This is a genomic window from Trinickia sp. HAY1-2D, from assembly GCF_056754935.1.
The window spans coordinates 4,251,709-4,275,811 of record NZ_JBPGWX010000002.1 but is presented as its reverse complement, the minus strand read 5'-3'; the positions used below and the strand labels follow the sequence as shown (position 1 = coordinate 4,275,811).

Below are 24,103 nucleotides of genomic sequence, written 5' to 3'. Positions count from 1 at the left end.
TATCGAGGGCTCCCCGACTCGACGCCCCAAGTGGTCGTACTGGAGCACTTCTTGACCGATGCCGAATGCGACGAGTTGATCGTGCTGGCCGAAAACAAGCTCGAACCTGCCGAGGTGGTCAGTTCGCGAACCGGAGAGGGCTTTGTCTCCCCAGCGCGGGTCGCTGAAGCCGTCGAATTTGCGGGTGCTCGATACGACCTGACGAGAAAGATCGAGGCACGCATCGAAGCGCTGACCCATTGGCCGTCGACCCATTTCCAGCACTTCCAGATGATCCGCTACGGCGTGGGTGGACAATACCGGCCGCATCACGACTGCTACAACCCGGACATGCCGGCTTTCCGGGAAATTCTGCAAACGAACGGTCAGCGGCTGGCGACGTTTCTTATGTACCTGAATGACTGTCCGCGCTCCGGTGCCACAGCGTTTCCACGCCTGGACGGCCTCTTCGTGTGCCCACAAAAGGGAAATGCGCTGTTCTTCAGCTACCCGGGCAGCGGCGGCAAACCCGATATCAGCTGCTTGCATGCCGCGGGCCCCGTCCTCGAGGGACAAAAGTGGATCGCGACTACGTGGCTGTGCGAGCGCGAGAACCCATCGTCAACACCAATCAAATTCTGAACCGAGCGACATCATGGACTCGACCTACCCGTGGATCAGCATCGAAGAAAACATCGTGACCTGCCCCGACGGCCACCGCGTCAGGCTGCATGCGTACTCGCTGACGCCGGAGCTCGCGCCGCAGGTCGTCGTGCTGGGCGGGCTGCTTTCGCACGACGAATGTGACGAATGGCTCGCGCTCGCGAAAGCGCGATTGCAAGCCAACCACAGTGACTACGCCCGCTCCTCGAGTGCTGTCGAACATGTCCGCTTTGCTCGCTCGGAAAGCAGCTTCGTCGCGAAGATCGAAGCGCGTATCGGCGCGTTGACGCAATGGCCCGACGACGATGCCTACGCCATCGAAGTCTCACGTTACCGCGAGGACGGCTCGTTCGCGTCGAGCCGAGACTTCGACGATTCGCACCGGGAAGCGGGCGATCGCCAGGCGTGGCAGGGACAGCGGGTTGCCACCCTCGTCATGTTTCTGAGCGACGGTACGGCGCCCGGCGCAATCTCGCTTCCGGACAGTGGCTTGTCGGTGTGCCCGCACAAAGGCAATGCGCTCTTTTTCAATTACCCGGGGATGGATGAACCGGGTGCACACCGCGGCAAGTATCGCGGCGTGCCGATTTCCGGGGGCGAAGGGTGGATCGCGACGAAATGGCTGTCGAGCAAGGCAGCGAATGCGCCCGCCCTGAGCTGACGCCCGATCATCCGAGCTCGAGACAATCTCGTGCCTTCGTCGCAATCAGTCGTCCCGTGCGTCGATCTCAACGAAAGCACCGTGGCCTTCGCGGACGGCCACCGCGCACGGATCGTAGCGCACCGGCACTCGGCACCGGGTCGTTCGCAGTGGGTACTGCTGGAAGGCTTTCTGACAGGCCACGAATGCGATGAACTGATCGAATTGTCGAGGGGGACGCTTCAAGCGGCGCGCGTCGTAGACGCGGTCACACGCAGGCAATCGTTCACCGCCGCGCGCATTGGCGCCATCGGACGCTTGTTCGGCGCGGAGCACGGTGCGATCAAGCGGCTCGAGGACCGTATCGAGACGCTCACGCATTGGCCATCCGCCTGTTTTCAGCCTTTGCAGGTCACGCATTACGAAGCGGGCGACGAGTTTAAGCCCCATCACGATTTTTTCGATCCCGAACTACCCTCGTATCGCACTGCGCTGAGCAGCAAGGGCCAACGGCTTGCGACGCTGATCGTCTATCTGAATGATTGCCCCGCTGCCGGGGCCACCGTGTTTCCGCTGCTCAATGGCTCGTTCGTGAGTCCGCACCGGGGCAACGCGCTTTTTTTTAGCTATCACGGTGAGGATGGAAACCCTGATCGCAGCTTCTTACACGGTTCCACCCCCGTAACGGCGGGAGAAAAATGGATCGCAACGACGTGGTTGTGCGAGAGACCACAGAAGCGCGATCATCTGCTTCTCAAATGAAAATACCGTTCAGCGTGATCGCTGAACGGCATTTCCGCGCTTTCGGGCCTGCGAGGGGCGGGCCGTTGACCGTACTTGCCGGCGGTAGTGAGCACGGCACGGCCGGAAAGCAATGAGGCGCTCAGTGCTGCGTCGTGCGCATCTTCCGCAGCCGCTGAATCGCCGCAAGTTGCGCCACGGCATACGAGAGCTCGGCCTGCGCCGTCGCATACTCGAGGTTCGAGCCCGAGTTCTGCAACGCTTCTTCTGCGCGCTTGCGCGCCTGCTCAGCCTTCGCTTCGTCGAGATCCTTGCCGCGGATCGCGGTATCGGCCAGCACCGTCACGGCACCCGGCTGCACTTCGAGAATGCCGCCGGCCACGAAGACGAACTCCTCTTCGCCGCTTTCGGCTTCGATGCGCACGGCACCCGGACGAATACGCGTGATGAGCGGCGTGTGGCCCGGCAAAATGCCGAGCTCGCCCGCCTCGCCCGGCAGCGCGACGAACTTCGCATGGCCCGAGAAGATCTGCTCTTCCGCGCTGACGACGTCTACTTTGATGGTTGCCATATTGATTCCTCAGCGGTCGGCGGAGTCAGTCCATTCGTACTGACTCCTGGGCCCGATCGTTACTGGATCTTCTTCGCCTTTTCGAAGGCTTCGTCGATCGTACCGACCATGTAGAACGCCTGCTCGGGCAGATGATCACACTCGCCTTCGACGATCATCTTGAAGCCGCGGATCGTTTCCTTGAGCGGCACATACTTGCCCGGGGAACCCGTAAACACTTCCGCGACGTGGAACGGCTGCGACAGGAAACGCTGGATCTTACGTGCGCGAGCCACCGAGAGCTTGTCTTCGGGCGACAACTCGTCCATCCCGAGAATCGCGATGATGTCGCGCAGTTCCTTGTAGCGCTGCAGCGTCTGCTGCACACCACGCGTGATCGAGTAGTGCTCTTCGCCGATCACGTTCGGGTCGATCTGACGCGAGGTCGAATCGAGCGGGTCCACGGCCGGATAAATACCGAGCGAGGCGATATCGCGCGAGAGCACGACCGTTGCGTCCAAGTGGCCGAACGTCGTAGCCGGCGACGGGTCCGTCAAGTCATCGGCAGGCACGTACACGGCTTGCACCGAAGTGATCGAGCCCGTCTTCGTCGACGTGATGCGCTCTTGCAGCTTGCCCATTTCTTCTGCCAGCGTCGGCTGATAGCCCACCGCCGACGGCATACGGCCGAGCAGTGCCGACACTTCGGTACCGGCCAGCGTGAAACGGTAGATATTGTCGACGAAGAACAGCACGTCGAGGCCTTCGTCGCGGAAGTGCTCGGCCATCGTGAGGCCCGTCAGCGCCACGCGCAGACGGTTGCCCGGCGGCTCGTTCATCTGACCGTAGACGAGCGCGACCTTGTCGAGCACGTTCGAGTCCTTCATTTCGTGGTAGAAGTCGTTCCCTTCACGGGTACGCTCGCCCACGCCGGCGAACACGGAGTAACCGCCGTGCTCCTTCGCGATGTTGTCGATGAGCTCCATCATGTTCACGGTCTTGCCGACGCCGGCGCCACCGAACAAGCCCACCTTACCGCCCTTCGCGAACGGACAGATCAGATCGATAACCTTGATGCCCGTTTCCAGCAGTTCCGTCGACGGCGACAGTTCGTCGAACTTAGGCGCCTTCTGGTGGATTGAACGCTTGGTCGCGCTTTCGATCGGACCGGCTTCGTCGATCGGACGACCCAGCACGTCCATGATGCGGCCGAGCGTCGGCTTGCCGACAGGCACGCTGATCGGCAAACCCGTGTTCTTCACCATGATGCCGCGGCGCAGACCATCGGATGCACCGAGACAGATGGTGCGCACCACGCCGTCGCCCAGCTGCTGCTGAACTTCGAGCGTCAGTTCCGTGCCTTCGAGCACGAGGGCATCGTAGACCTTCGGCATGTGCGCGCGCGGGAATTCCACGTCGATCACCGCGCCGATGCACTGTACGATCTTGCCTTCTACCAAAGCAGTAGTACTCATCGCTTTTCCTTTAGATACTCAATTCTTCACTCGCGCAAGGGCGCAGTTCGGTACGAGGCGCGTCAGACCGCGGCAGCGCCGCCGACGATTTCCGACAATTCCTTCGTGATCGCAGCCTGGCGGCTCTTGTTGTACGACAGCTGCAGCTCGTTGATCACCGTCTTCGCGTTGTCCGATGCCGCCTTCATCGCGACCATGCGTGCCGATTGCTCGGACGCCATGTTCTCGGCTACCGCCTGATACACGAGCGCCTCGACGTAGCGCACGAGCAACTCATCGACGACCGCCTGCGGATCCGGCTCGTAGATGTAATCCCACGCGGCGTTCGGCGTTGTCTTGTCGCTCTCGAAATGCTCGGCCGACAGTGGCAGCAACTGCTCGATCACGGGCTCCTGCTTCATCGTATTGATGAAACGCGTGTAGGCGAGATACACGGCCGAGACCTTGCCTTCCGAGTACAGATCGAGCTGCACCTTGACCGCGCCGATCAGCTTTTCCAGATGCGGCGTGTCGCCGAGCTGCACGACATGCGAGGCGACCTTCGCATGGAGGCGGTTCAAGAACCCGAACCCCTTGCTGCCGATCGCGGTGGCCTCGACCTTCTGGCCTTTATCGTCGAGCTCCTTGATCTTTTGCAGCGACGCACGCATCACGTTCGTGTTCAAGCCGCCGCACAGACCCTTGTCCGTCGTCACGAGGATCAGGCCAGCCGCCTTCGCGCCTTCGTTCGACACCATGAACGGGTGACGATACTCGGGGTTCGCGCGACTCATGTGCGCTGCGATGTCACGGACTTTTTCGGCGTACGGACGGGCGGCACGCATGCGCTCCTGCGCACGACGCATCTTCGATGCGGCAACCATCTCCATCGCTTTCGTGATCTTGCGCGTGTTCTGCACGCTCTTGATCTTGCCGCGAATTTCCTTCATTCCAGCCATTGCTTGCTCCCTGATCGAAGCCGCGCGAACCGCTCGTTTCCGGCGAGCGCGGCTTCTAGGTCCCTATGCCTCGATCAATAAGCACCCGACTTCTTGAAGTCCTTCAGAGCGGCGTGCAGCGCGCCCTCGTCGTCCTTCGACAAGTCCTTCGTGTCTTCGATGCGCTTTACGAGATCGGCATGGCTCGTCTTCAGGTATTCGCGCATACCCTTTTCGAACGCAAGCACGTCCTTCACTTCGAGGTCGTCGAGATAACCGTTGTTCGCGGCGAACAGCGCGACGGCCAGCTCCCACACCTGAAGCGGCTGATACTGCGGCTGCTTGAGCAGCTCTGTCACACGGCGGCCGCGCTCGAGCTGCTTGCGGGTCGCTTCGTCGAGATCCGAGGCGAACTGCGCGAATGCAGCCAGTTCGCGGTACTGCGCCAAGTCGGTACGGATACCGCCCGAGAGCTTCTTGACGACCTTCGTCTGCGCCGCACCGCCCACGCGCGAGACCGACACACCGGCGTTGATGGCCGGACGGATACCCGCATTGAAGAGGTCGGTTTCGAGGAAGATCTGACCGTCGGTAATCGAGATCACGTTCGTCGGCACGAACGCCGTCACGTCGCCGGCCTGCGTTTCGATGACGGGCAGTGCCGTCAGCGAGCCGCTCTTGCCCTTCACTTCGCCGTTCGTGAACTTCTCGACATACTCTTCCGAAACGCGCGCGGCGCGCTCGAGCAGACGCGAGTGCAGATAGAACACGTCACCCGGATACGCTTCGCGACCCGGCGGGCGGCGCAGCAGCAGCGAGATCTGACGATACGCCCACGCTTGCTTGGTCAAGTCGTCGTAAATGATCAGCGCGTCTTGACCGCGATCGCGGAAGTACTCGCCCATCGTGCAGCCCGCGTACGGCGCGAGATACTGCATCGCAGCCGATTCGGATGCCGAAGCGGCCACCACGATCGTGTATGCCATCGCGCCCGTTTCTTCGAGCTTGCGCACCACGTTCATGATCGACGAAGCCTTCTGGCCGATCGCGACGTAGATACAGATGAGGTCCTTGCCCTTTTGGTTGATGATCGCGTCGACAGCCACGGCGGTCTTGCCGCATTGACGGTCGCCGATGATCAGCTCGCGCTGGCCACGGCCGATCGGCACCATCGAGTCGATCGACTTCAGACCCGTTTGCACCGGCTGCGACACCGACTTACGCCAGATCACGCCCGGGGCGATCTTTTCAACGGCGTCGGTCATCTTCGCGTTGATCGGACCCTTGCCGTCGATCGGGTTGCCGAGCGCGTCGACCACGCGGCCGATCAGCTCGGGGCCCACGGGCACTTCGAGAATGCGGCCCGTCGTCTTCACGACGTCGCCTTCCGAGATGTGCTCGTACTCACCCAGAATCACGGCGCCGACCGAGTCGCGCTCGAGGTTCAGCGCGAGGCCGAACGTGTTGCCCGGGAATTCGAGCATTTCGCCCTGCATCACGTCCGACAGACCGTGAATGCGCACGATACCGTCGGTCACGGAGATCACGGTGCCCTGGTTGCGAACGTCCGCGCTCGCTTCAAGGCCCTGGATCCGGCTCTTGATCAGCTCGCTGATCTCAGAGGGATTGAGTTGCATTATTCGCTCCTGATGTTCAATTCTGTTGCGTGCCGCTGGGCATGTCGCGCATCGCTCAATTCGTGAGCGCCGTCTGCATGCCGGCGAGCTGCGCGCGGACCGAGGTATCGAGCACTTCGTCGCCAACCGTCACGCGCACGCCCCCGATCAGCGACGGATCCACCTGGACCGTCGACTTGAGCTTACGCTTGAACTTGCGTTCGAGACTGGCGGTGAGATCGGCGAGTTGCTGGCCTTCGAGGGCAAACGCGCTGACGATCAGCGCATCGGCCGCCCCTTCACGAGCGTTCTTCAATTCGTCGAACTGCACGGCGATTTCGGGCAACAGCGCGAGTCGGTGGTTATCGACGAGCATTTGCACGAAATTCTTCGCCGCCGGCGCATCCTTTTGCGGCGATTTGACCGCCGCGAGCAGGAGCTCGACGACTTGTGCACGGCTCACCTTCGGGCTCGTGGCGACCGACAGCACTTCCGGCAGACGCGCAACCTGTGCCAGCTCCTGCACAAGAGCGGACCAGGCGGCGACGTCGCCACCCTCGGCAACGCCGAATAGCGCTTCCGCGTACGGGCGGGCGATGGTTGCAAGTTCGGCCATGATCAGAGCTCGGCTTTCAGTTGATTGAGCAATTCGGCGTGGGCCGCTTGATCGATCTCGCGCTTCAAGATTTGCTCGGCGCCCTTCACTGCGAGCGCGGCGACTTCGCCGCGCAGCACTTCGCGCGCCTTGACGATCTGTTGGTCGGCATCGGCCTTGGCCTGCGCAATGATGCGCGCCGCTTCGGCTTGCGCATTGGCCTTGATTTCGTCGGCCACGGAGAGCGCGCGCTTTTCGGCGTCGGCGATGCGCTGCTGACCATCGTTGCGGGCTTGGGCGAGCTCCTGATCGACGCGCTTGTGCGCGGCTTCGAGCTCCGTCTTGCCCCTTTCGGCGGCGGCCAGGCCGTCGGCGATCTTCCTCGCGCGTTCGTCGAGAGCGTTGATCAACGGCGGCCACACGAACTTCATCGTGAACCACGCGAGGATCAGGAACACGACCATTTGCGCAAACAGGGTTGCGTTGAGATTCACGGTGTTTCCTTAAACGTTGCTAGTTCGGAAAGTGAAACGGTAAGGCGCTCATCGACTTTCACGTTCGATCAGCGCCCAAGATCCGTTTCGCCCCTTGCGCCGACGCATGCCGCCGTCCGCGCAAACTTCCGAGAAACCTCAGCCTGCGAGCTTCGAGAGCAGCGGGTTCGCGAACGCAAACAGCATTGCCACACCGACGCCGATCAGGAACGCCGCGTCGATCAGACCGGCCAACAGGAACATCTTGGTCTGGAGCGGGTTCATCAGTTCAGGCTGACGTGCGCAGGCTTCGATATACTTGCCGCCCATCAGGCCGATACCGATACAGGCGCCGATTGCACCCAGGCCGATGATGATGCCGATACCGATGGCGGTCAGACCTTGGATGTTGGCGATGAAAGCTTGCATGATCACTCCTTTGTAGATGACTTTTTAGAACTGGATTTAGAGAAACGAAAACGAATTCGCTGATGCAGGCCCTGTCGCGTCAATGCGTGTCGTGAGCCTGACCGATGTACACGAGCGTCAGCATCATGAAGATGAACGCCTGCAGCAACACGATCAGAATGTGGAAGACCGCCCACACGCTCCCCGCGATCACGTGGCCGATGAAGCCGAGGACCGTCGTGTCCGCGCCGAAATTCCAGAGACTGCCGAGCAAAGCGATCAGCAGGAACAGCAACTCGCCGGCGTACATGTTGCCGAAAAGCCGCATGCCGAGCGAAACGGTCTTGGCGACGAACTCGATGATGTTCAGTGCGAGGTTCGGGATCCACAGCAGCGGATGCGAGCCGAACGGTGCGGACAGCAGTTCGTGCAGGAAGCCGCCGGCGCCCTTGATCTTGAAGTTGTAGTAGATCATCAGCACGAACACGCCGAGCGCGATCCCGATGGTGCCGTTCAGATCGGCCGTCGGCACGATGCGGTGGTGCGAGATGACGCCCGACAGGCCCAACAGGCTAATGACGCGGCCCGGCAGGTCGACGGGGATGAAGTCGAGCGAGTTCATCAGCGCGACCCAGACGAACACGGTCAGTGCGAGCGGTGCAATAAACGCGCGATTGCCGTGGATCATCGACTTCGATTGATCCTCGACCATCTCGACGAGCATCTCGATAGCGCACTGGAAGCGCCCCGGCACGCCGGGCGTGGCCTTGCGCGCGGCAAGACGCAGCACGAGAATGGTGATGACGCCGCAAACGATCGACCAGAACAGCGTGTCCAGATTCCAGACATGGATGTCGAAAATCGACGTCTGGTGCGAGGTGGAAAAGTTCTGCAAGTGATGCGCAATGTACTCGGACGGATCCGCCACGCGCGTGCCTTCGCTAGCTGCCATATCGTTAATGCCACCCAAATTGTCGAAAATCTTTCAGTGCAGCGCGAGCGCGATCCAATACGTCTTGAGCGCGATGAGATAGGTCACGAAAAGCGGCAACCACCGCACGTCGTGATACCAGAACGCGATTGCGACGAACATCGCAACCGTCACCCCCATCTTGAGCGCTTCGCCGATCATCCAACCGAAGATCGATCCGCCTGCGCCCGCTCTTCCAAGACGTGCCGCGAACAATGCGCTCGGCACCCAACAAATCGCTCCCCCGAGGAACGCCGACAGCGCAGCAGCACCCGGCGGCTCGTAAAACAGCCACCAAACCAGCGTTGCAACCAGGGACAAAACCATTTGCGCCATCACGACCCGGAACGGCGTGACGCGCGATGGATGGCTCACTTTCGGGCCGAAGAGCTTTTCGGCCTCCGCCCGCGTGAGCGGAACGATATTTATATCTTGCTGCTCGGCATCCCACGCATCGTCGACATGTTCGACGTGACCGACGCGCGGCGCAGTGGAAACAGTCTGTGGCGCGCGTGCCTCGTGCCTTTCTTCCGGCTCTCGATCCGCCATCGCCTATCCGCCAAAAACGACTGCTCAAAAACCCATTTCCGACCCGCCGCCGCTTCGTCGCGCGCGCTTTCCATCACTTCGCCACGTGCGAGCTTCTTTCGACGTGCTTACGGGGCTGCCTAGCTAATAAATCCGGGCGATTGTAAGCGATAGTCGCAGGCGATTCAAGACTTTAGGTCGAACGCAGCCATGGGGCGAACGGTGTCCGGGCGACCGCTCGCGCGGCGCCCCACGCTGCCGGTTGACTGCCGTTGCAAGGCGCCTGCAAGCGGCGCGCCGCTCGATGTCAGCGCACGAGCCAGGCGCCGAACGCCGTCGCGACGATCCAGAACGGAATCGACAACAGGTGGAACGCGGTCCACGCGCCGCGCTCTTTGGCGAGCCGGATCGCAATGAGGTTCGCGAGCGAGCCGATGCCGAGGCCGAACCCGCCGACGCTGACACCGAACGCCAGCGCACGCCAGTCATGCGTGAACTCGGCCAGCATGATCGCCGCCGGGACATTGCTGATACCTTGCGATAACACCGAGCCTGCGACAAAAGCGCGCAGGGGTGTATCGATACCGATCGCGGCGATGGTCGTCTTGATCCATGGCAGCGCCGCCACGCTGCGCAGGACGATGAACATCAGCACGAAGATCAGCAGGAGCGGCCAGTCGATCTTCAGCACGGCGTCGCGCCGCCAGAGAAGAAAGCCCAGCGCGATGGCGGCCAACCCGATCGCGGCGTGATGCGAATCGGCCAGCAGCACGAACGCCACGAACAGCAGTCCCGCCGTTCCGGCGTACGCGCGATCGACCGGTTGTGTCGCCGTATCGCGCGACAAATCGAGTGGGCGCGGTTTGAAGGCGAAAAACGCCACCGCATACAGCATGGCGGTCAATGCGGCGCAAAGCGGCAGCAGCGCGTAGACGAAAGCGCCGAACGAAACGCCGCTCGTCTGCCAGAGAAACAGGTTTTGCGGATTGCCGAGCGGCGTCAGGATCGAGCCCGCGTTGACCGCCAGCGCCGTGAAAATCGTAAGCCGCTTGACCGGCAGCGACGTGAGCCGGTTCAGCGACAGCACGAGCGGAACGACGACGAACAGCGCGACGTCGTTGGTCACGAGCATCGACAGCCCCGCGGCCAACGCAATTACGAGGCCGGCAAGACCACGCTCCGAATGCACGTGGTGTACGACGCGATGCGCGAGCCACATCAGAAAACCCGACAGTTCCACGGCTTTGGTCAGAATGAGCAGACCCGCAAGCGTCTGAACCGTGGGCCAGTCGACGAGCCCGGGCAACGCGCGCCACGCCTGCGGATGCAGACATTGCAGCACAACGAGCGCCGCGACGAGAATGGCCAGGACTGGCTCATTTGCAACAAATCCGACTGTTTTGCGCAAGCCGGACACCCCGGCGCTGCGCGGCTTCTCGGCCGAACTCATGCGCCGACGTTGCCGCGCAAACGCGCGAGAATGCCTTCGAGCGCATCGAGGCTGCCGAATTCGATCTGCACTTGACCGCGTCCGCGGCGGCCCAGTTTTATTTTCACGGCGGAGGCGAGAAGGTCGGACAGTTCCTCTTCGAGCCGGCGCGTGTCGCGGCCGCCGTCCTGACTCGCGCGCGCTTTCACCGTCGGTGCCGCTTTGGTCGTCGCGTTGACGAGCCGCTCCGTCTCCCGCACGGACATCTGCTTGTTCACGACCTGGTTGGCGAGCGTGATCTGCGTCGCGGCGTCCACGGCCAGCAGCGCACGCGCATGCCCCATGTCGAGATCGCCGGCCAGCAGCATCGTTTGAACCGGTGCGGCCAGATTGAGCAGCCGCAGCAGGTTCGACACGGCGCTGCGCGAGCGTCCGACCGATTCGGCCGCCTGCTCGTGCGTGAAACCGAATTCATCGAGCAACCGTTGGATGCCCTGCGCTTCTTCGAGCGGATTCAGATCTTCGCGCTGGATGTTCTCGATGAGCGCCATGGCCGCCGCGGCCTGATCGGGCACGCTCTTGACGAGCACCGGCACCTCGTCGAGCCCGGCCAGATGCGCAGCGCGGAATCGCCGCTCGCCCGCAATGATTTCGTACTTCTCCGCCGAGACAGGACGCACGAGAATCGGCTGCATCAGGCCTTGCGCGCGAATGCTCGCCGCGAGCTCCTGGAGGCTGCCCTCGTCCATGCGGGTACGCGGCTGATACTTGCCCGCCTGCAGGCGACTGAGCGGCAACACATGCGGCGCCGCTTCGCTTTTGACCGCCGCGGCGATGTCAGGACTGCCGCCGAGCAGCGCCTCGAGACCTCGACCCAACCCTTTCTTCTTCGCTACTGCATTCATTTCGCTTCCTCTTCTGCATTCCGTATCGCGGCGCGCGTCAGAGCCCGCGCACGCGTTCAATCATCTCCGCACCGAACTGCACATAGGCCTGTGCCCCGCGCGAAGCGCGGTCGAAGACGACGCCCGGCAGCCCATAGCTCGGCGCCTCGGCAAGGCGCACATTGCGCGGGATGACGACATCGAACACCTTGTCGCCGAAATGTTCCTTCAATTGATCCGAAACCTGCTGCTGCAGCGTGATGCGCGGATCGAACATGACGCGCAGCAAGCCGATCACCTTCAAATCGCGATTCAAGTTCGCATGGACCTGCTTGATCGTATTGACGAGGTCGGACAACCCTTCCAGCGCGAAATACTCGCACTGCATCGGAATGACCACGCCGTGGGCCGCGCACAAGCCGTTCAGCGTCAGCAGCGACAGCGCGGGCGGGCAGTCGATGAGAACGAAGTCGTAATCGTCAGCGACGAGCGCAATCGCCTCCTTCAACTGCTTCTCGCGATTTTCGACGCCGACGAGCTCGATTTCCGCGCCGGCGAGCTCGCGGTTCGCGGGCAGCACGTCGTACGCGACCGCCTCGGGTTTGAGCCGCGCATCGGCCACCGAGACCCCATCGACGAGCACCTCGTAGACGGTGCTCTCGCATTTCGCCTTGTCGATGCCGCTACCCATGGTCGCGTTGCCCTGCGGATCGAGATCGATCAGCAATACTCGTTGCCCCTGTGATACGAGACTCGCGGCGAGGTTGACCGCCGTCGTCGTCTTGCCGACGCCGCCCTTCTGATTCGCGACGCAGAAGATTTTTGCCATCGTTTATTGGGTCCTAAGCGTGATAAGCGGATCGATCGTCCGAGGCATGGCGCTCGGGCACGATCTCGACCAGGTGCCGCTCGGCGTCGAGCAGCGGCACGTCCAGCCGAACGAGCTGCGCCACGCGGACATCCGCCGGCAGCCGCGAAATCTCGGCATCGGGACGCACACCTTTCATGGCCCAGATCGACCCTCGCTCGCTGACGAGGTGCCGCGCAAGTGTAACGAAATCGGAGAGCTCTGCGAACGCGCGGGAGACGATCGCGTCGAATTTTCCCGCGACTTCCACGCCCGGACGCAGCGTTTCCACCCTGCCCGTCACGACCGAGACGTTGGAGAGTTTCAGCTCCGCCTTGACCTGCGCTTGAAACGCCGTTTTCTTCTGAACGATATCGTTCAAGGTAACGGCCCGTTCGGGAAGTACGATCGCGAGCACGATGCCGGGCAAGCCGCCGCCCGATCCCACGTCCAGGATGCTGTCGCCGGTGTGCGCGGCAAGATGCGGCGCGACCGAAAGCGAGTCCAGGACGTGTTGAATCAGCATCTGCCGCGGGTCGCGTATTGCCGTGAGGTTGTAGACGGCGTTCCACTTCGACAGCAGGCCCAGGTAATCGAGCAGCCGCTCCGACTGCTCGCCGGACAACGCCAAGCCAAGCTTCGCCGCCCCTGAATCCAGGAGGCTGCGCAACGTGTCTCGATCCAGCGTCTGCCCCGCTCCCTTGCGCGAGGACGTCATCGTGCCGCCGACGCGGCGTCCGGGCCGCCGTCGCCGTGAGTCGCAGGCTCCGGCCGCCGGCCAAGACCTTTCTTCAGATGAACCATCAGCAGCGAGATCGTGGCCGGTGTAATGCCCGAGATGCGCGATGCCTGGCCGATCGTTTCCGGCCGGAATTGCTCGAGCTTTTGACGCGCCTCGAACGATAGCCCGCGCACGGCCGCATAGTCGATGCCATCCGGCAGGCGCGTGTTTTCGTTCGCCTCGTTGCGTTCGATCTCGTCGGCTTGGCGATCGATATAGCCCTGGTACTTGATGCCGATCTCGATCTGCTCCTCGATCTGCGCAAGCAGGACAGGATCGTCGGCCAGCGGGCCATCGGGCCCGCACCCACCCTCGCGCAGTGCACAGATTCCTGCGTAGCTGACACCCGGCCGGCGCAGCAGGTCCGCCAAGCTGTACTCGTGATCGATCGGCTTGCCGAGCAGCGCCGTCGCCTCGACCGCGGACAGCGTCTTCGGATTTACCCAGGTCATCCTCAGACGTTCTGTTTCACGTGAAACAGCATCCCGCTTGCGGGAGAATGCGTCCCAGCGGGCATCGTCGACGACGCCGAGTTCGCGCCCGATCTCGGTCAGGCGCATATCGGCATTGTCTTCCCGAAGGCTCAGACGATATTCGGCCCGGCTCGTGAACATCCGATACGGTTCCGACACCCCCCGCGTGACCAGATCGTCGACGAGAACCCCGAGATAGGCCTGATCGCGCCGCGGGCTCCAGGCGTCTTTCTCCTGCACATAGCGTCCCGCGTTGATGCCGGCGAGCAGACCCTGCGCCGCCGCTTCCTCGTAGCCGGTGGTGCCGTTGATCTGACCGGCGAAGAACAACCCTTTGATCGCTTTCGTTTCGAGCGACGCCTTCAGCCCGCGCGGATCGAAGTAGTCGTATTCGATGGCATAGCCGGGACGAAGGATATGCGCGTTCTCCAGGCCTCGCATCGAACGAACGAGCGCCAGCTGAACGTCGAACGGCAAGCTCGTCGAAATACCGTTGGGATAGAACTCGTTCGTCGTCAGCCCCTCGGGCTCCAGGAAGATCTGATGCGACGCCTTCGTCGCAAATCGATGGATCTTGTCCTCGATGGACGGGCAGTAGCGCGGGCCCACGCCCTCAATGACCCCGGTATACATCGGCGACCGGTCCAGGCCGCCGCGAATGATTTCGTGCGTCTGCTCGTTCGTATGCGTGACCCAGCACGGCACCTGGCGCGGATGTTGTTCTGCGCGGCCCAGAAACGAGAAGACAGGAACAGGATCCAGATCCCCGGGCTGCTCTTCCAGTACGGAAAAGTCGATCGTACGGCCATCGATACGCGGGGGCGTCCCCGTCTTCAACCGCCCTTGCGGCAGCTTCAATTCCTTGAGCCGGGCCGACAGCGATACGGCGGCCGGATCGCCGGCGCGGCCTCCGGTGTAATGATTGAGGCCAACGTGAATCTTGCCGTCGAGGAACGTGCCGGCCGTCAACACCACTGCACGCGCGCGAAAACGAATGCCGACTTGCGTCACGGCGCCGACCACGCGGTCGCCCTCCACGATCAAATCCTCGACCGCCTGCTGAAACAGGCTCAAATTCGGCTGATTCTCGAGCCGATGACGGATGGCCTGTTTGTACAACAGGCGGTCGGCTTGGGCACGCGTCGCGCGCACAGCAGGCCCTTTCGACGAGTTGAGAATGCGGAATTGAATCCCGCCCTCATCGGTTGCGGCCGCCATGGCGCCGCCGAGCGCGTCGACTTCCTTGACCAGATGGCCTTTGCCAATCCCGCCGATCGACGGATTGCAGCTCATCTGACCGAGCGTTTCGATGTTGTGGGTCAACAGCAGCGTCTTTGCGCCCATGCGCGCGGAGGCCAAAGCGGCCTCCGTGCCGGCATGACCGCCGCCGACAACGATGACGTCAAATTCAGTGGGATAAAGCATTGTGGATCCCGCGACGAGAACGCGTGCGGGCCATTCGAGAGCGGAGATGCGCGAAATTATAACGGGTTCGGGAGGATCGCGATTCGCGTTCTCGGGCTACGACCTGCCGAGGGCGGTTGAAGGGGCTAAGCGGAGCGGTTGTTTCACGTGAAACAGCCCAATACCTCGCCGCCCATCGTCACGCCCTCTTTCTGGCGAGCCCCAGATAAGTCTCGATGATCTGCGGATTGGCGGCCAGCTCGGCCGCCGCCCCTTCCAACGCGACCTCGCCTGTCTCGAGCACGTAGCCATAGTCCGAGATCTGCAGCGCCGCGCGCGCGTTCTGTTCTATCAGCAGTATGGCGACGCCGGTCTGCCTGAGCGCGCTGACGACATGGAAGATTTCCTTGACGATGAGCGGCGCGAGTCCAAGGCTGGGCTCGTCGAGCATGAGCAGATCGGGTTTGCCCATCAATGCTCGGCCGAGCGCCAGCATCTGCCGCTCGCCGCCGGAAAGCGTGCCGGCGGCCTGCCGGCGTCGCTCTTTCAGCCGCGGAAAAAGCGCAAAGACCGGTTCGAGCTGATCGAGAAAATTCCGCTCCCCTGCGCGCTTGCGCCGATAGGCACCCAGCACGAGGTTGTCCTCCACCGACATCGTCGAAAAGAGCTCGCGCTTTTCCGGAACGAGGCATAGGCCGAGCGCAACACGGGCTTCGATGGGCAAACTCGTCACGTCGGCCTCGCGATACCGCAACTCGCCTGTCGCATGGCCCGTCAGCGGCAAGGCACCCATGACCGCGTTGAGCAGCGTCGACTTACCGGCGCCATTGGGACCGATGACGCTGACGATTTGTCCCGGCCGCACGGCAATCGAGACGCCGTGCAGCGCTTCGACTTTTCCATAGCGCACCGATAAACCCGTGACGTCGAGGATCGGCCCAGCCATCGTTGCATCCATGTCAATCCACTCCGCCCAGATAAGCCTCGAGGACCGCCGGATCGTTCTGAATATCCCGCGGCAGCCCCTCGGCGATGCGCGTGCCGAATTCCATGACCACGAGCCGGTCGGCAAGATTCATCACGAAGTCCATGTCGTGTTCGACGAGCAGCACACTCATGCCTTCCGCCTGCAATTTGCGCAGCAGCTCGGCGAGTCTTTGCTTCTCCAGGTATCGCAGGCCGGCCGCCGGCTCGTCGAGCAGCAACAGCGACGGATCGCAGCACAGTGCGCGTGCAATTTCCAGGATGCGCTGCTGCCCCAGCGAAAGGCTGCCCGCCTCCTCGTACAAGTGCGCCTCCAGACCGACTCGCGCCAACTGGCGCGCGGCCTCGGCCATCAGCCGCGCTTCCTCCGCTCGATTGAGCCGCGCAACGCTGCGCCAGACGCCGGCCGAGCCGCGCAAGTGCGCGCCGATCGCAACGTTTTCGAGTACGGTCATCCCGGGCAGAAGCTTGACGTGCTGAAACGTGCGCCCGATCCCCCGGCGAACGATTTCGCGCGCGTTGAGCGTATCGATGCGCTCGCCCGCAAACCGAATCGTGCCGTGCGTCACTGGCGATACGCCCGTCACGAGGTTGAACGTGGTCGACTTTCCGGCGCCATTCGGCCCAATGAGCCCAACGATTTGCCCCGCTCTCACCTCGAAACTGACATCGTCGACCGCCACGAGACCGCCGAACGTCTTGCGCGCCCGCTCGACGACAAGCAACGGTTCACCGGCGTTTGGTTTTGTGCGCTGCGGCAAAACTGGTGCCTGTTCAGGCACGCGCGCGGCGGGGGCCCTCGGAAAGGCCCGTGCCACGAAGGGCCAGACGCCTTGCCGCGCATGCTGCAGTAGCAGCACCATGAGAATGCCGAACACGATGACTTCGAAATTGCCGCTTTGGCCGAGCAGCACGGGCAGGATCGATTGCAAATAGTCCTGCAGGATCGTCAGGATCGCGGCGCCCAATATCGCGCCCCAGACGTGCGCCACGCCGCCCACGACCGCCATGAACAGATATTCGATGCCGTGGTTGAGCCCGAATGGGGTGGGATTCACCGCGCGCTGCAAGTGCGCATAGAGAAACCCGGAAATCGACGCGAGCACGGCCGAGTAGACAAAGATCACGACGCGCATCCACGCCGTATTGACGCCCATGGCCTCCGCCATCGTGCCGGCGCCGCGCAGCGCGCGGATCGCGCGTCCGGGCCGGCTGTTCAGCAGGTTCTGCACGGAGAGTACCGCTGCGAGCACGACGATCCAGATGACGTAGTAGATGCTGCGGCCCGAAGCGAGCGACGCGCCGAACAGCGAGAGCGGCGGGATCCCGCTGATCCCGTCGTATTTGCCGAGCGCTTCGAGATTCCCGAACAGGTAATACAGCGAGAGCCCCCAGGCGATGGTCCCCAGCGGCAGAAAATGCCCCGATAGACGCATCGTGACTGCGCCGATGACGAACGCGACGAGCGCCGTCAGCGCGATGCCGACAAAGAGCGCCACCCACGGGGAGATGCCGAGCCGCGTGGTCAGGAAGGCACTCGCGTAGGCACCCACGCCGACGAACGCCGCCTGGCCGAAGCTCGTCATGCCGCCGATACCGGTCAGCAAGACGAGGCCGATGGCCACGATCGAATAGAGGCCGATGTAGTTGAGCAGCGTGATCCAATACTCGGGCACATTCAGCGGCCCCGGCAACACCGGTAGCGCGAAGATTGCCACGAGAAAGAACCAGAACGGCTTGGCGAGCCAGGCCGGGCGCCTCGTCGCAGTCATGTCAGTCTTCGTCCTCTTCGACGTGCGGGCTTGCCAGGCTGCGCCAGAGCAGTACCGGAATGATGACGGTGAACACGATCACCTCTTTGTAAGCACTCGCCCAGAACGACGAATACGATTCGAGCAATCCGACGAGCAGCGAACCGGCGGCTGCGAGCGGATAGCTGACGAGCCCGCCGATGATCGCCCCGACGAAACCCTTCAGGCCGATCAGGAAGCCCGAGTCGTAATAGATCGTGGTCAGCGGCGCGACGAGCACGCCCGAGAGGGCGCCGAGCGCGGCTGCCAGCGTGAACGCGAGCCTTCCGGCTTGCGCCGTGCCGATGCCGACGAGCCGCGCCCCCAGGCGGTTCACCGCGGTCGCGCGCAGCGCCTTTCCCGAGATCGAGCGGTCGAAATAGACGTAGAGCGCGACGATGAGCGCAAGCGTCGTGAGCACGACCCACACGCTTTGCCCCGCCATCGTCAAGGCACCGACCGTGAACGTCGCATCCGAGAACGGCGTCGTGCGCGAGCCTTCCGCGCCGAACATCCACAGACCGAGCCCGACCATCGCGAAGTGCACCGCGACGGCAACGATCAGAAGCAGCAGCGTCGAGCCCTGCGCGATCGGCTCGTACGCCAGCCGGTAAATGAACGGTCCCATCGGCACGACGATAAGCAGCGTCAACGCCACTTGCGCGAGCATCGGTATCGGCTGCGCGCTCAAACGTACGTTGACCAGATAGATCGCCAAAGGAAAGATCAGATATCGGCCCGCAAGCAGCGCGATCTTGCGAATCATGCCCTGCGCGCCGCCAGTCCGACGAACTAGCCCCAACGCTTGCGTGACGAAGCATGCCGCGCCGAGCGCCATCAGCAGGAGCGTCGTCGGCGGCAACTTGTTGGCCTGCAGCGCCGCGAGCGTGAGTGCGCCGTAGGAGACGAATTCCCCTTGCGGGATGAAGATGACGCGCGTCACCGAAAAGACGAGTACGAGCGCCAGCGCGAGCAGCGCATAGACGGCGCCCGTCGTCACGCCATCCTGAGCCAGGATGGCCGCGATCGATAGATCCATGCTTCGTTGTCCCGACCTATTCGACCTATTCGCCGACGACCTTCCACTTCCCATCGACGATCTGCACCATCACGCGTGCACGCTTGTCGAAGCCGTTGTGATCGGTCGGCGTGATCGTCATGATGCCGTGCGAAACGGGCAGGTTTTTGATTTCTTCGAGCGCAGTGCGCAACGCCGCGCGGAACTCCGGCGTGCCGGGTTGAGCGCTTTTCAGCGCGCCGGGGATCGCCTGCTGCAGCATCTGGCCCGCGTCCCACGCGTGGCCGCCGAACGTGACGACCGACCCGGCGCCGTACTTGCCTTCGTAGCCGCTCTTATAAGCGAGCGCCGACTTCTTCACGGGGTTCGTGTCGGGCAGTTGATCGGCTACGAGGATCGGACCGACCGGCAGCACTTCCCCGTCGCAGTCCTTACCGCACACGCGCAGAAAATCGTTGTTCGCCACCCCGTGCGTCTGATAGACCTTGCCCGCGTAGCCGCGTGCCTTGAGTTCCTTGGCGGGCAACGCGGCCGGCGTGCCCGAGGCGGCGATCAGCACCGCATCGGGCCGCACGCCGATCGTCTTGAGTACCTGCCCCGTCACCGAGGTATCCGTACGCGCATAGCGCTCGTCGCTGACGAGCTTGAGCCCGTGTTCGCCCGCTGCCTTCGTGAACGCCTGATGCCAGCTTTCGCCATAAGCGTCGGTGAAGCCGATGAAGCCCACCGTCTTTATACCGTGCGACTGCATGTAGCTCGCTATCGCATCGGCCATGAGACTGTCGTTTTGCGGCGTCTTGAACGCCCAGCTGCGCTTGGCATCGACGGGCTGCACGATGTTGGCCGAAGCGGCCATCGAGATCATCGGCGTTTTCGCTTGGGAGATGACATCGAGCATGGCCATCGAGTTCGGCGTGGTGCTCGAGCCGACGATGACGTCGACGTGATCCTCGTCGATGAGCTTATGCGCGTCCTGAACGGCCTTCGTCGTATCGGACGCATCGTCGAGCACGATGTACTGCACGCTCTTGCCGCCGATTTCCTTCGGCAGCAACTCGATGGTGTTTTTCTCGGGAATGCCGAGCGATGCAGCCGGTCCCGTGGCGGACAAGACAACGCCGACTTTCACCTGCGCGAACGCGGTACCCCAGGCGCAGACCAGTGCCGCGATCGTGCCGTTACATACCCACTGCTTCATCGTCATTGCGGATCTCCAGACGCTTCATTCGAAAGCGTTGTTGTTGTAGCCGGTCTGTCCGGCGATCTGAATCGATTCGTACACCGAGAGAAAATACCAATCGTAGCGTGAAGCGCGGCGCGCGGCGGCAAAAGCACGCAGGCGTTGCCACGCCGCGGGCCACACTGGCGCGACGGCGCTGGAAAAGGAAACGGGGGAAAAGCGGTGCGTTTCGCGCGATGGCGATACGCAACGATAACGATGCGAATGGCGGCTGGCCGCGGCAGGTCTCGTGCGGGTGCTGAAAAGCGAACGGCAAAATAAAAGCGCTGTTGGATCTCTCCAACAGCGCTTTCGTCCGGGCACTGAGTGCCTCGATTGTCTCCTCGTTCTCCACCTGCAAATTCGGTGCATCAGAACTGGAACGAAGATTAAACGCCCCCGTCTGGGGCGACAACCTAGCACTTTCCCTAGTGGTGTGCATTCGCGCGCAATTCATACGCATCCGGCACGCGAAACGTACGGACTTCGCACTCACGCACGCAGCATACGCACGCGGGACACGATCTCACCGACGATGCCGCGCCGGAACGCGAGTACGCATACGATGAAGATGAAGCCCACGACGATCGTCGTCGATTCGCCGAGCGTATTGAACCAGGTGACGCCCGTCGCCGACGCCAGCACGCCGCCGATATCGCCGAGCCGGTCCTCCAGGGTGATGATGATCGTGGCGCCGAGGACGGGCCCGAACAGCGTGCCCATTCCGCCAACGAGCGTCATCAGCACGACGAGCCCAGACATCGTCCAATGCGCGTCGCTGAGCGTCTCGAAGCCGAGCACGAGTACTTTCAGCGAACCCGCGAGGCCCGCGAGCCCGGCCGAGAGCACGAAGGCGAGCAGCTTGAAGCGATCGGTGTCGTAGCCAAGCGAAATGGCCCGCGGCTCGTTCTCGCGAATGGCCGTCATCAGTTGACCGAACGGCGAATGAACGATGCGCACGATCAGCGCAAAGGCGAGCGTCACGACCACGAGCACGAGGTAGTAGAGCGCGACATCGGAAGACAGATCGATCACCTTGAACAAGGTGCCGCGCGGCACGCCTTGCAGGCCATCCTCGCCATGCGTGAACGGCGCCTGCAAATAGATGAAGTAGATCATCTGCGCGAAGGCCAGCGTGACCATGGCGAAATAGATACCCTGCCGCCGGATGGCAAAGAGTCCGACGACGAACCCGAGCAGCGTCGCGGCCGCGGTGCCGGCGATGACACCGACGAGCGGCGGAAACCCGAGCGACTGAATCGCGAACCCCGTGGCGTAGCCGGCAGTGGCGAGGAACATCGAGTGGCCGAACGACAGCAATCCCGTGTAGCCGATCAGCAGATTGAAGGCCGCCGCGAAGAGCGCGAAGCAAAGTACCTTCATGACGAACACGGGGTATACGCCGACCCACGGCGCGATCAGGAGGCCCGCGAAGAGCAGGCCATAGAGCGCTTTTCTCTGCATCACCGTTCCTTGCCGAAAAGACCCGCGGGGCGCACGAGCAGCACGAGCGCCATGATGACGAAGACGACGGTGGACGAGGCCTGCGGATAGAACACGCGCGTGAACCCTTCGACGACACCGAGCATCAGGCCCGTCAGGATCGACCCCATGATCGAGCCCATGCCGCCGATCACCACGACCGCGAACACGGTGATGATCATCGATTGCCCCATCAGCGGCGAGACCTGGATGACCGGCGCGGCGAGCACGCCCGCGAAAGCCGCGAGCGCCACCCCGAAACCGTACGTGAGCGTGATCATGAGCGGCACATTCACGCCGAACGCCTCGACGAGCTTCGGGTTTTCGGTGCCCGCGCGCAGATAGGCGCCAATGCGCGTCTTCTCGATGACGAACCAGGTGGCGAAGCAAACGACGAGCGAAGCCACCACGACCCATGCGCGATAGTTCGGCAGGAACATGAATCCGACGTTCGTTGAGCCCGCAAGCAACTCCGGACCGTCGTAGGGCTGCCCCGATGAACCGTAGAGCGAGCGGAACACGCCTTCGATGACGAGCGTGATGCCGAACGTCAACAGCAGGCCATAGAGATGATCGAGCCGGTAGAGCCAGCGAAGCATCGTGCGCTCGATCAGGATACCGAACGCGCCGACCACGAGCGGTGCCAGCACGAGCATCGCCCAGTACGGCAGGCCGAGATAGTTGAACCCCATCCAGGCGAGCATCGCGCCGAGCATGAACAATGCGCCGTGCGCGAAGTTGATCACGTTGAGCATGCCGAAGATGACCGCCAGCCCCAGGCTCAGGATCGCGTAGAACGATCCGTTGACGAGCCCGAGCAAGAGCTGGCTCAGCATCGCTGGCAACGGAATGCCGAAGATGTCCATTTAACCTGCCGTCGAAAAGGATGGCCGCGAGCGAAAAGCGCGGCGCGCATCGTCACCGCGCGCCGCGCACTGCGTTTACTTCCAGAGCTCGCACTGCGTTTCCGCCTTGGTACCGAACGCCTGGTCGCCCGGGATCGTCGCCTTCAGCGTGTAGTAGTCCCATGGCTTCTTCGACTCGGCCGGCGTCTTCACCTGGAACAGATACATGTCGTGCTGCATGACACCGTCGGGGCGCACCGTACCCTTCGCATAGAAATCATCGATCGGCTGCTTGTGCAACTGAGCCATGACCTTGTCGGGATCGGTCGAACCGACGGCCTTCACGGCGTTCAGATAAGTCATCGTCGCGGAGTAGTCGGCCGCTTGCAGGCTCGAAGGCATCTTGCCCGTCTTCTTGAAGTACTTCTGAGCCCATTCGCGCGACTTCGCGTTCTGATCCCAATACCAGCTGTCCGTCAGCAGAAGACCTTGCGCCGTCGGCAGGCCGACGCTATGCACATCGTCGATGAACATCAGCAGTGCCGCGATCTTCATCGTCTTCGTGATGCCGAACTCCTTCGCTGCCTTGAGCGAGTTCACGGTGTCGCCACCCGCGTTCGCCAAGCCGAGCACCTGTGCCTTCGATGCCTGAGCCTGAAGCAGGAACGACGAGAAATCGGATGCCGAGAGCGGATGGAAAGCGTGACCCAACACCTTCCCGCCATTCTTTTCGACGACCTCGGTCGTATTCTTGTCCAGCGATTTGCCGAACGCATAATCGGCCGTCAGGAAGTACCACGTCTTGAAGCCCTGCTTCACGATCGCGGAGCCCGTACCGCGTGCGAGCGCTGTCGTGTCGTATGCGTAGTGGATCGTATAGGGCGTGCACTGCTTGTTCGTCAGCGCATCGGTGCCCGCGCCGATCGAGAAGTACGGCCGCTTTTTCTCCTTGATGACCTCGTCCATCGACAAGGCCGTCGCCGAGTTCGTCCCGCCGAGCAGCATATCGAGGCCTTCGGTGTCGATCCACTTGCGCGCTGCCGATGCGGCGATGTCGGCCTTGTTCTGGTGGTCCTGCGTGAGCAGCTTGATCGGCAACCCGTTGACCTTGCCCCCGAAGTCGTCGATGGCCATCTGGATCGCCGTGGCCCCACCCTTGCCGTCGATGTCGGCATAGAGCCCCGACATATCGGTAATGAACCCGATCGTGACTTGATTCTCGGCCGCGGTGGCCTGCTGCGCCGCGAGCCCGGCGGCGAGCGCGGTAGCGGTCAGCGCGAGCGTCCGGGCAGCGCTTGCGAACAAACTGGTCCTCATCAGAATCTCCTTCGCTTATGGTTGTTCGTGCAACTATTTTGACGCATGCGTCGCGTCGCGCCGCATGCAAGGAAA

General features: G+C 62.5%; 25 protein-coding genes. 3 read left to right on the top strand and 22 right to left on the bottom strand.

From position 1 onward, the window contains the following. Positions 1-51 precede the first annotated feature (51 nt). From ACR9ZC_RS26930 to ACR9ZC_RS26920, 3 genes are all read left to right on the top strand, one after another. Positions 52-621, top strand: a complete 570-nt coding sequence (locus ACR9ZC_RS26930; RefSeq protein WP_481582586.1) for a prolyl hydroxylase family protein — start codon at positions 52-54, stop codon at positions 619-621. 13 nt (positions 622-634) lie between these two features. Beyond that, positions 635-1,303: a prolyl 4-hydroxylase family protein gene (locus ACR9ZC_RS26925; RefSeq protein WP_481582585.1), complete on the top strand. Its 669-nt coding sequence runs from the start codon at positions 635-637 to the stop codon at positions 1,301-1,303. A gap of 81 nt (positions 1,304-1,384) precedes the next feature. Then, the gene (locus ACR9ZC_RS26920) at positions 1,385-2,044 is read left to right on the top strand and encodes a 2OG-Fe(II) oxygenase (protein WP_481582584.1); all 660 of its coding nucleotides are present in this window, start codon (positions 1,385-1,387) and stop codon (positions 2,042-2,044) included. A gap of 121 nt (positions 2,045-2,165) precedes the next feature. Here ACR9ZC_RS26920 and ACR9ZC_RS26915 read toward each other — a convergent pair whose 3' ends face one another. The 22 genes from ACR9ZC_RS26915 to ACR9ZC_RS26810 all read right to left on the bottom strand — a co-directional run bounded on the left by ACR9ZC_RS26915 (position 2,166) and on the right by ACR9ZC_RS26810 (position 24,028). Continuing rightward, positions 2,166-2,594, bottom strand: coding sequence for a F0F1 ATP synthase subunit epsilon (locus tag ACR9ZC_RS26915; protein WP_331573548.1), 429 nt, complete (start codon positions 2,592-2,594; stop codon positions 2,166-2,168). A 59-nt stretch (positions 2,595-2,653) separates the two neighbouring features. Further along, a complete protein-coding gene (atpD, locus tag ACR9ZC_RS26910; RefSeq protein ID WP_481582583.1) occupies positions 2,654-4,048 on the bottom strand; it encodes a F0F1 ATP synthase subunit beta in 1,395 nt (464 codons plus the stop codon). A gap of 62 nt (positions 4,049-4,110) precedes the next feature. Further along, positions 4,111-4,986 carry a F0F1 ATP synthase subunit gamma gene (atpG, locus tag ACR9ZC_RS26905; RefSeq protein WP_331573552.1) on the bottom strand — a complete coding sequence of 292 codons (876 nt, stop codon included), beginning with the start codon at positions 4,984-4,986 and terminating at the stop codon, positions 4,111-4,113. Positions 4,987-5,060: 74 nt separating this feature from the next. Continuing rightward, positions 5,061-6,602 (bottom strand): F0F1 ATP synthase subunit alpha, encoded by a 1,542-nt coding sequence (gene atpA / locus ACR9ZC_RS26900; RefSeq protein ID WP_331573554.1) that lies wholly within the window; start codon positions 6,600-6,602, stop codon positions 5,061-5,063. Positions 6,603-6,657: 55 nt separating this feature from the next. Continuing rightward, complete coding sequence (locus ACR9ZC_RS26895; protein WP_331573556.1) at positions 6,658-7,197, bottom strand: F0F1 ATP synthase subunit delta; 540 nt, start codon at positions 7,195-7,197, stop codon at positions 6,658-6,660. 2 nt (positions 7,198-7,199) lie between these two features. Continuing rightward, positions 7,200-7,670, bottom strand: coding sequence for a F0F1 ATP synthase subunit B (locus ACR9ZC_RS26890; RefSeq protein WP_331573558.1), 471 nt, complete (start codon positions 7,668-7,670; stop codon positions 7,200-7,202). 138 nt (positions 7,671-7,808) lie between these two features. Then, the gene (gene atpE / locus ACR9ZC_RS26885) at positions 7,809-8,078 is read right to left on the bottom strand and encodes a F0F1 ATP synthase subunit C (protein WP_007180033.1); all 270 of its coding nucleotides are present in this window, start codon (positions 8,076-8,078) and stop codon (positions 7,809-7,811) included. Positions 8,079-8,157: 79 nt separating this feature from the next. Next, positions 8,158-9,009 (bottom strand): F0F1 ATP synthase subunit A, encoded by an 852-nt coding sequence (gene atpB / locus ACR9ZC_RS26880; RefSeq protein WP_331573560.1) that lies wholly within the window; start codon positions 9,007-9,009, stop codon positions 8,158-8,160. Between the two features lie 33 nt (positions 9,010-9,042). Next, positions 9,043-9,576 (bottom strand): ATP synthase subunit I, encoded by a 534-nt coding sequence (locus tag ACR9ZC_RS26875; RefSeq protein WP_481582582.1) that lies wholly within the window; start codon positions 9,574-9,576, stop codon positions 9,043-9,045. A gap of 286 nt (positions 9,577-9,862) precedes the next feature. Further along, a complete protein-coding gene (locus ACR9ZC_RS26870; RefSeq protein ID WP_481582581.1) occupies positions 9,863-11,005 on the bottom strand; it encodes an SLC13 family permease in 1,143 nt (380 codons plus the stop codon). Beyond that, positions 11,002-11,889 (bottom strand): ParB/RepB/Spo0J family partition protein, encoded by an 888-nt coding sequence (locus ACR9ZC_RS26865; protein WP_481582580.1) that lies wholly within the window; start codon positions 11,887-11,889, stop codon positions 11,002-11,004. The genes ACR9ZC_RS26870 and ACR9ZC_RS26865 overlap by 4 nt, the downstream gene beginning before the upstream one ends. Before the next feature lie 37 nt (positions 11,890-11,926). Beyond that, the gene (locus tag ACR9ZC_RS26860; RefSeq protein ID WP_173257842.1) at positions 11,927-12,697 is read right to left on the bottom strand and encodes a ParA family protein; all 771 of its coding nucleotides are present in this window, start codon (positions 12,695-12,697) and stop codon (positions 11,927-11,929) included. A gap of 13 nt (positions 12,698-12,710) precedes the next feature. Then, positions 12,711-13,433 carry a 16S rRNA (guanine(527)-N(7))-methyltransferase RsmG gene (gene rsmG, locus ACR9ZC_RS26855; RefSeq protein ID WP_481582579.1) on the bottom strand — a complete coding sequence of 241 codons (723 nt, stop codon included), beginning with the start codon at positions 13,431-13,433 and terminating at the stop codon, positions 12,711-12,713. Then, positions 13,430-15,394 carry a tRNA uridine-5-carboxymethylaminomethyl(34) synthesis enzyme MnmG gene (gene mnmG, locus ACR9ZC_RS26850; protein ID WP_481582578.1) on the bottom strand — a complete coding sequence of 655 codons (1,965 nt, stop codon included), beginning with the start codon at positions 15,392-15,394 and terminating at the stop codon, positions 13,430-13,432. The genes rsmG and mnmG overlap by 4 nt, the downstream gene beginning before the upstream one ends. Before the next feature lie 178 nt (positions 15,395-15,572). Continuing rightward, positions 15,573-16,319, bottom strand: a complete 747-nt coding sequence (locus ACR9ZC_RS26845) for an ABC transporter ATP-binding protein (protein WP_481582577.1) — start codon at positions 16,317-16,319, stop codon at positions 15,573-15,575. Between the two features lie 13 nt (positions 16,320-16,332). Further along, complete coding sequence (locus tag ACR9ZC_RS26840) at positions 16,333-18,129, bottom strand: branched-chain amino acid ABC transporter ATP-binding protein/permease (RefSeq protein ID WP_481582576.1); 1,797 nt, start codon at positions 18,127-18,129, stop codon at positions 16,333-16,335. A gap of 1 nt (position 18,130) precedes the next feature. Beyond that, the gene (locus tag ACR9ZC_RS26835) at positions 18,131-19,186 is read right to left on the bottom strand and encodes a branched-chain amino acid ABC transporter permease (protein WP_481582575.1); all 1,056 of its coding nucleotides are present in this window, start codon (positions 19,184-19,186) and stop codon (positions 18,131-18,133) included. A gap of 25 nt (positions 19,187-19,211) precedes the next feature. Next, the gene (locus ACR9ZC_RS26830; protein WP_481582574.1) at positions 19,212-20,369 is read right to left on the bottom strand and encodes an ABC transporter substrate-binding protein; all 1,158 of its coding nucleotides are present in this window, start codon (positions 20,367-20,369) and stop codon (positions 19,212-19,214) included. Continuing rightward, positions 20,344-20,799 (bottom strand): hypothetical protein, encoded by a 456-nt coding sequence (locus ACR9ZC_RS26825; RefSeq protein WP_481582573.1) that lies wholly within the window; start codon positions 20,797-20,799, stop codon positions 20,344-20,346. Before ACR9ZC_RS26825 ends, ACR9ZC_RS26830 begins: the two co-directional genes overlap by 26 nt. 77 nt (positions 20,800-20,876) lie before the next feature. Then, positions 20,877-21,848, bottom strand: a complete 972-nt coding sequence (locus ACR9ZC_RS26820; protein ID WP_481582572.1) for a branched-chain amino acid ABC transporter permease — start codon at positions 21,846-21,848, stop codon at positions 20,877-20,879. Next, a complete protein-coding gene (locus ACR9ZC_RS26815; RefSeq protein WP_440560217.1) occupies positions 21,848-22,732 on the bottom strand; it encodes a branched-chain amino acid ABC transporter permease in 885 nt (294 codons plus the stop codon). Before ACR9ZC_RS26815 ends, ACR9ZC_RS26820 begins: the two co-directional genes overlap by 1 nt. Positions 22,733-22,807: 75 nt before the next feature. Then, positions 22,808-24,028, bottom strand: coding sequence for an ABC transporter substrate-binding protein (locus ACR9ZC_RS26810; RefSeq protein WP_481582571.1), 1,221 nt, complete (start codon positions 24,026-24,028; stop codon positions 22,808-22,810). Positions 24,029-24,103: the final 75 nt, after the last annotated feature.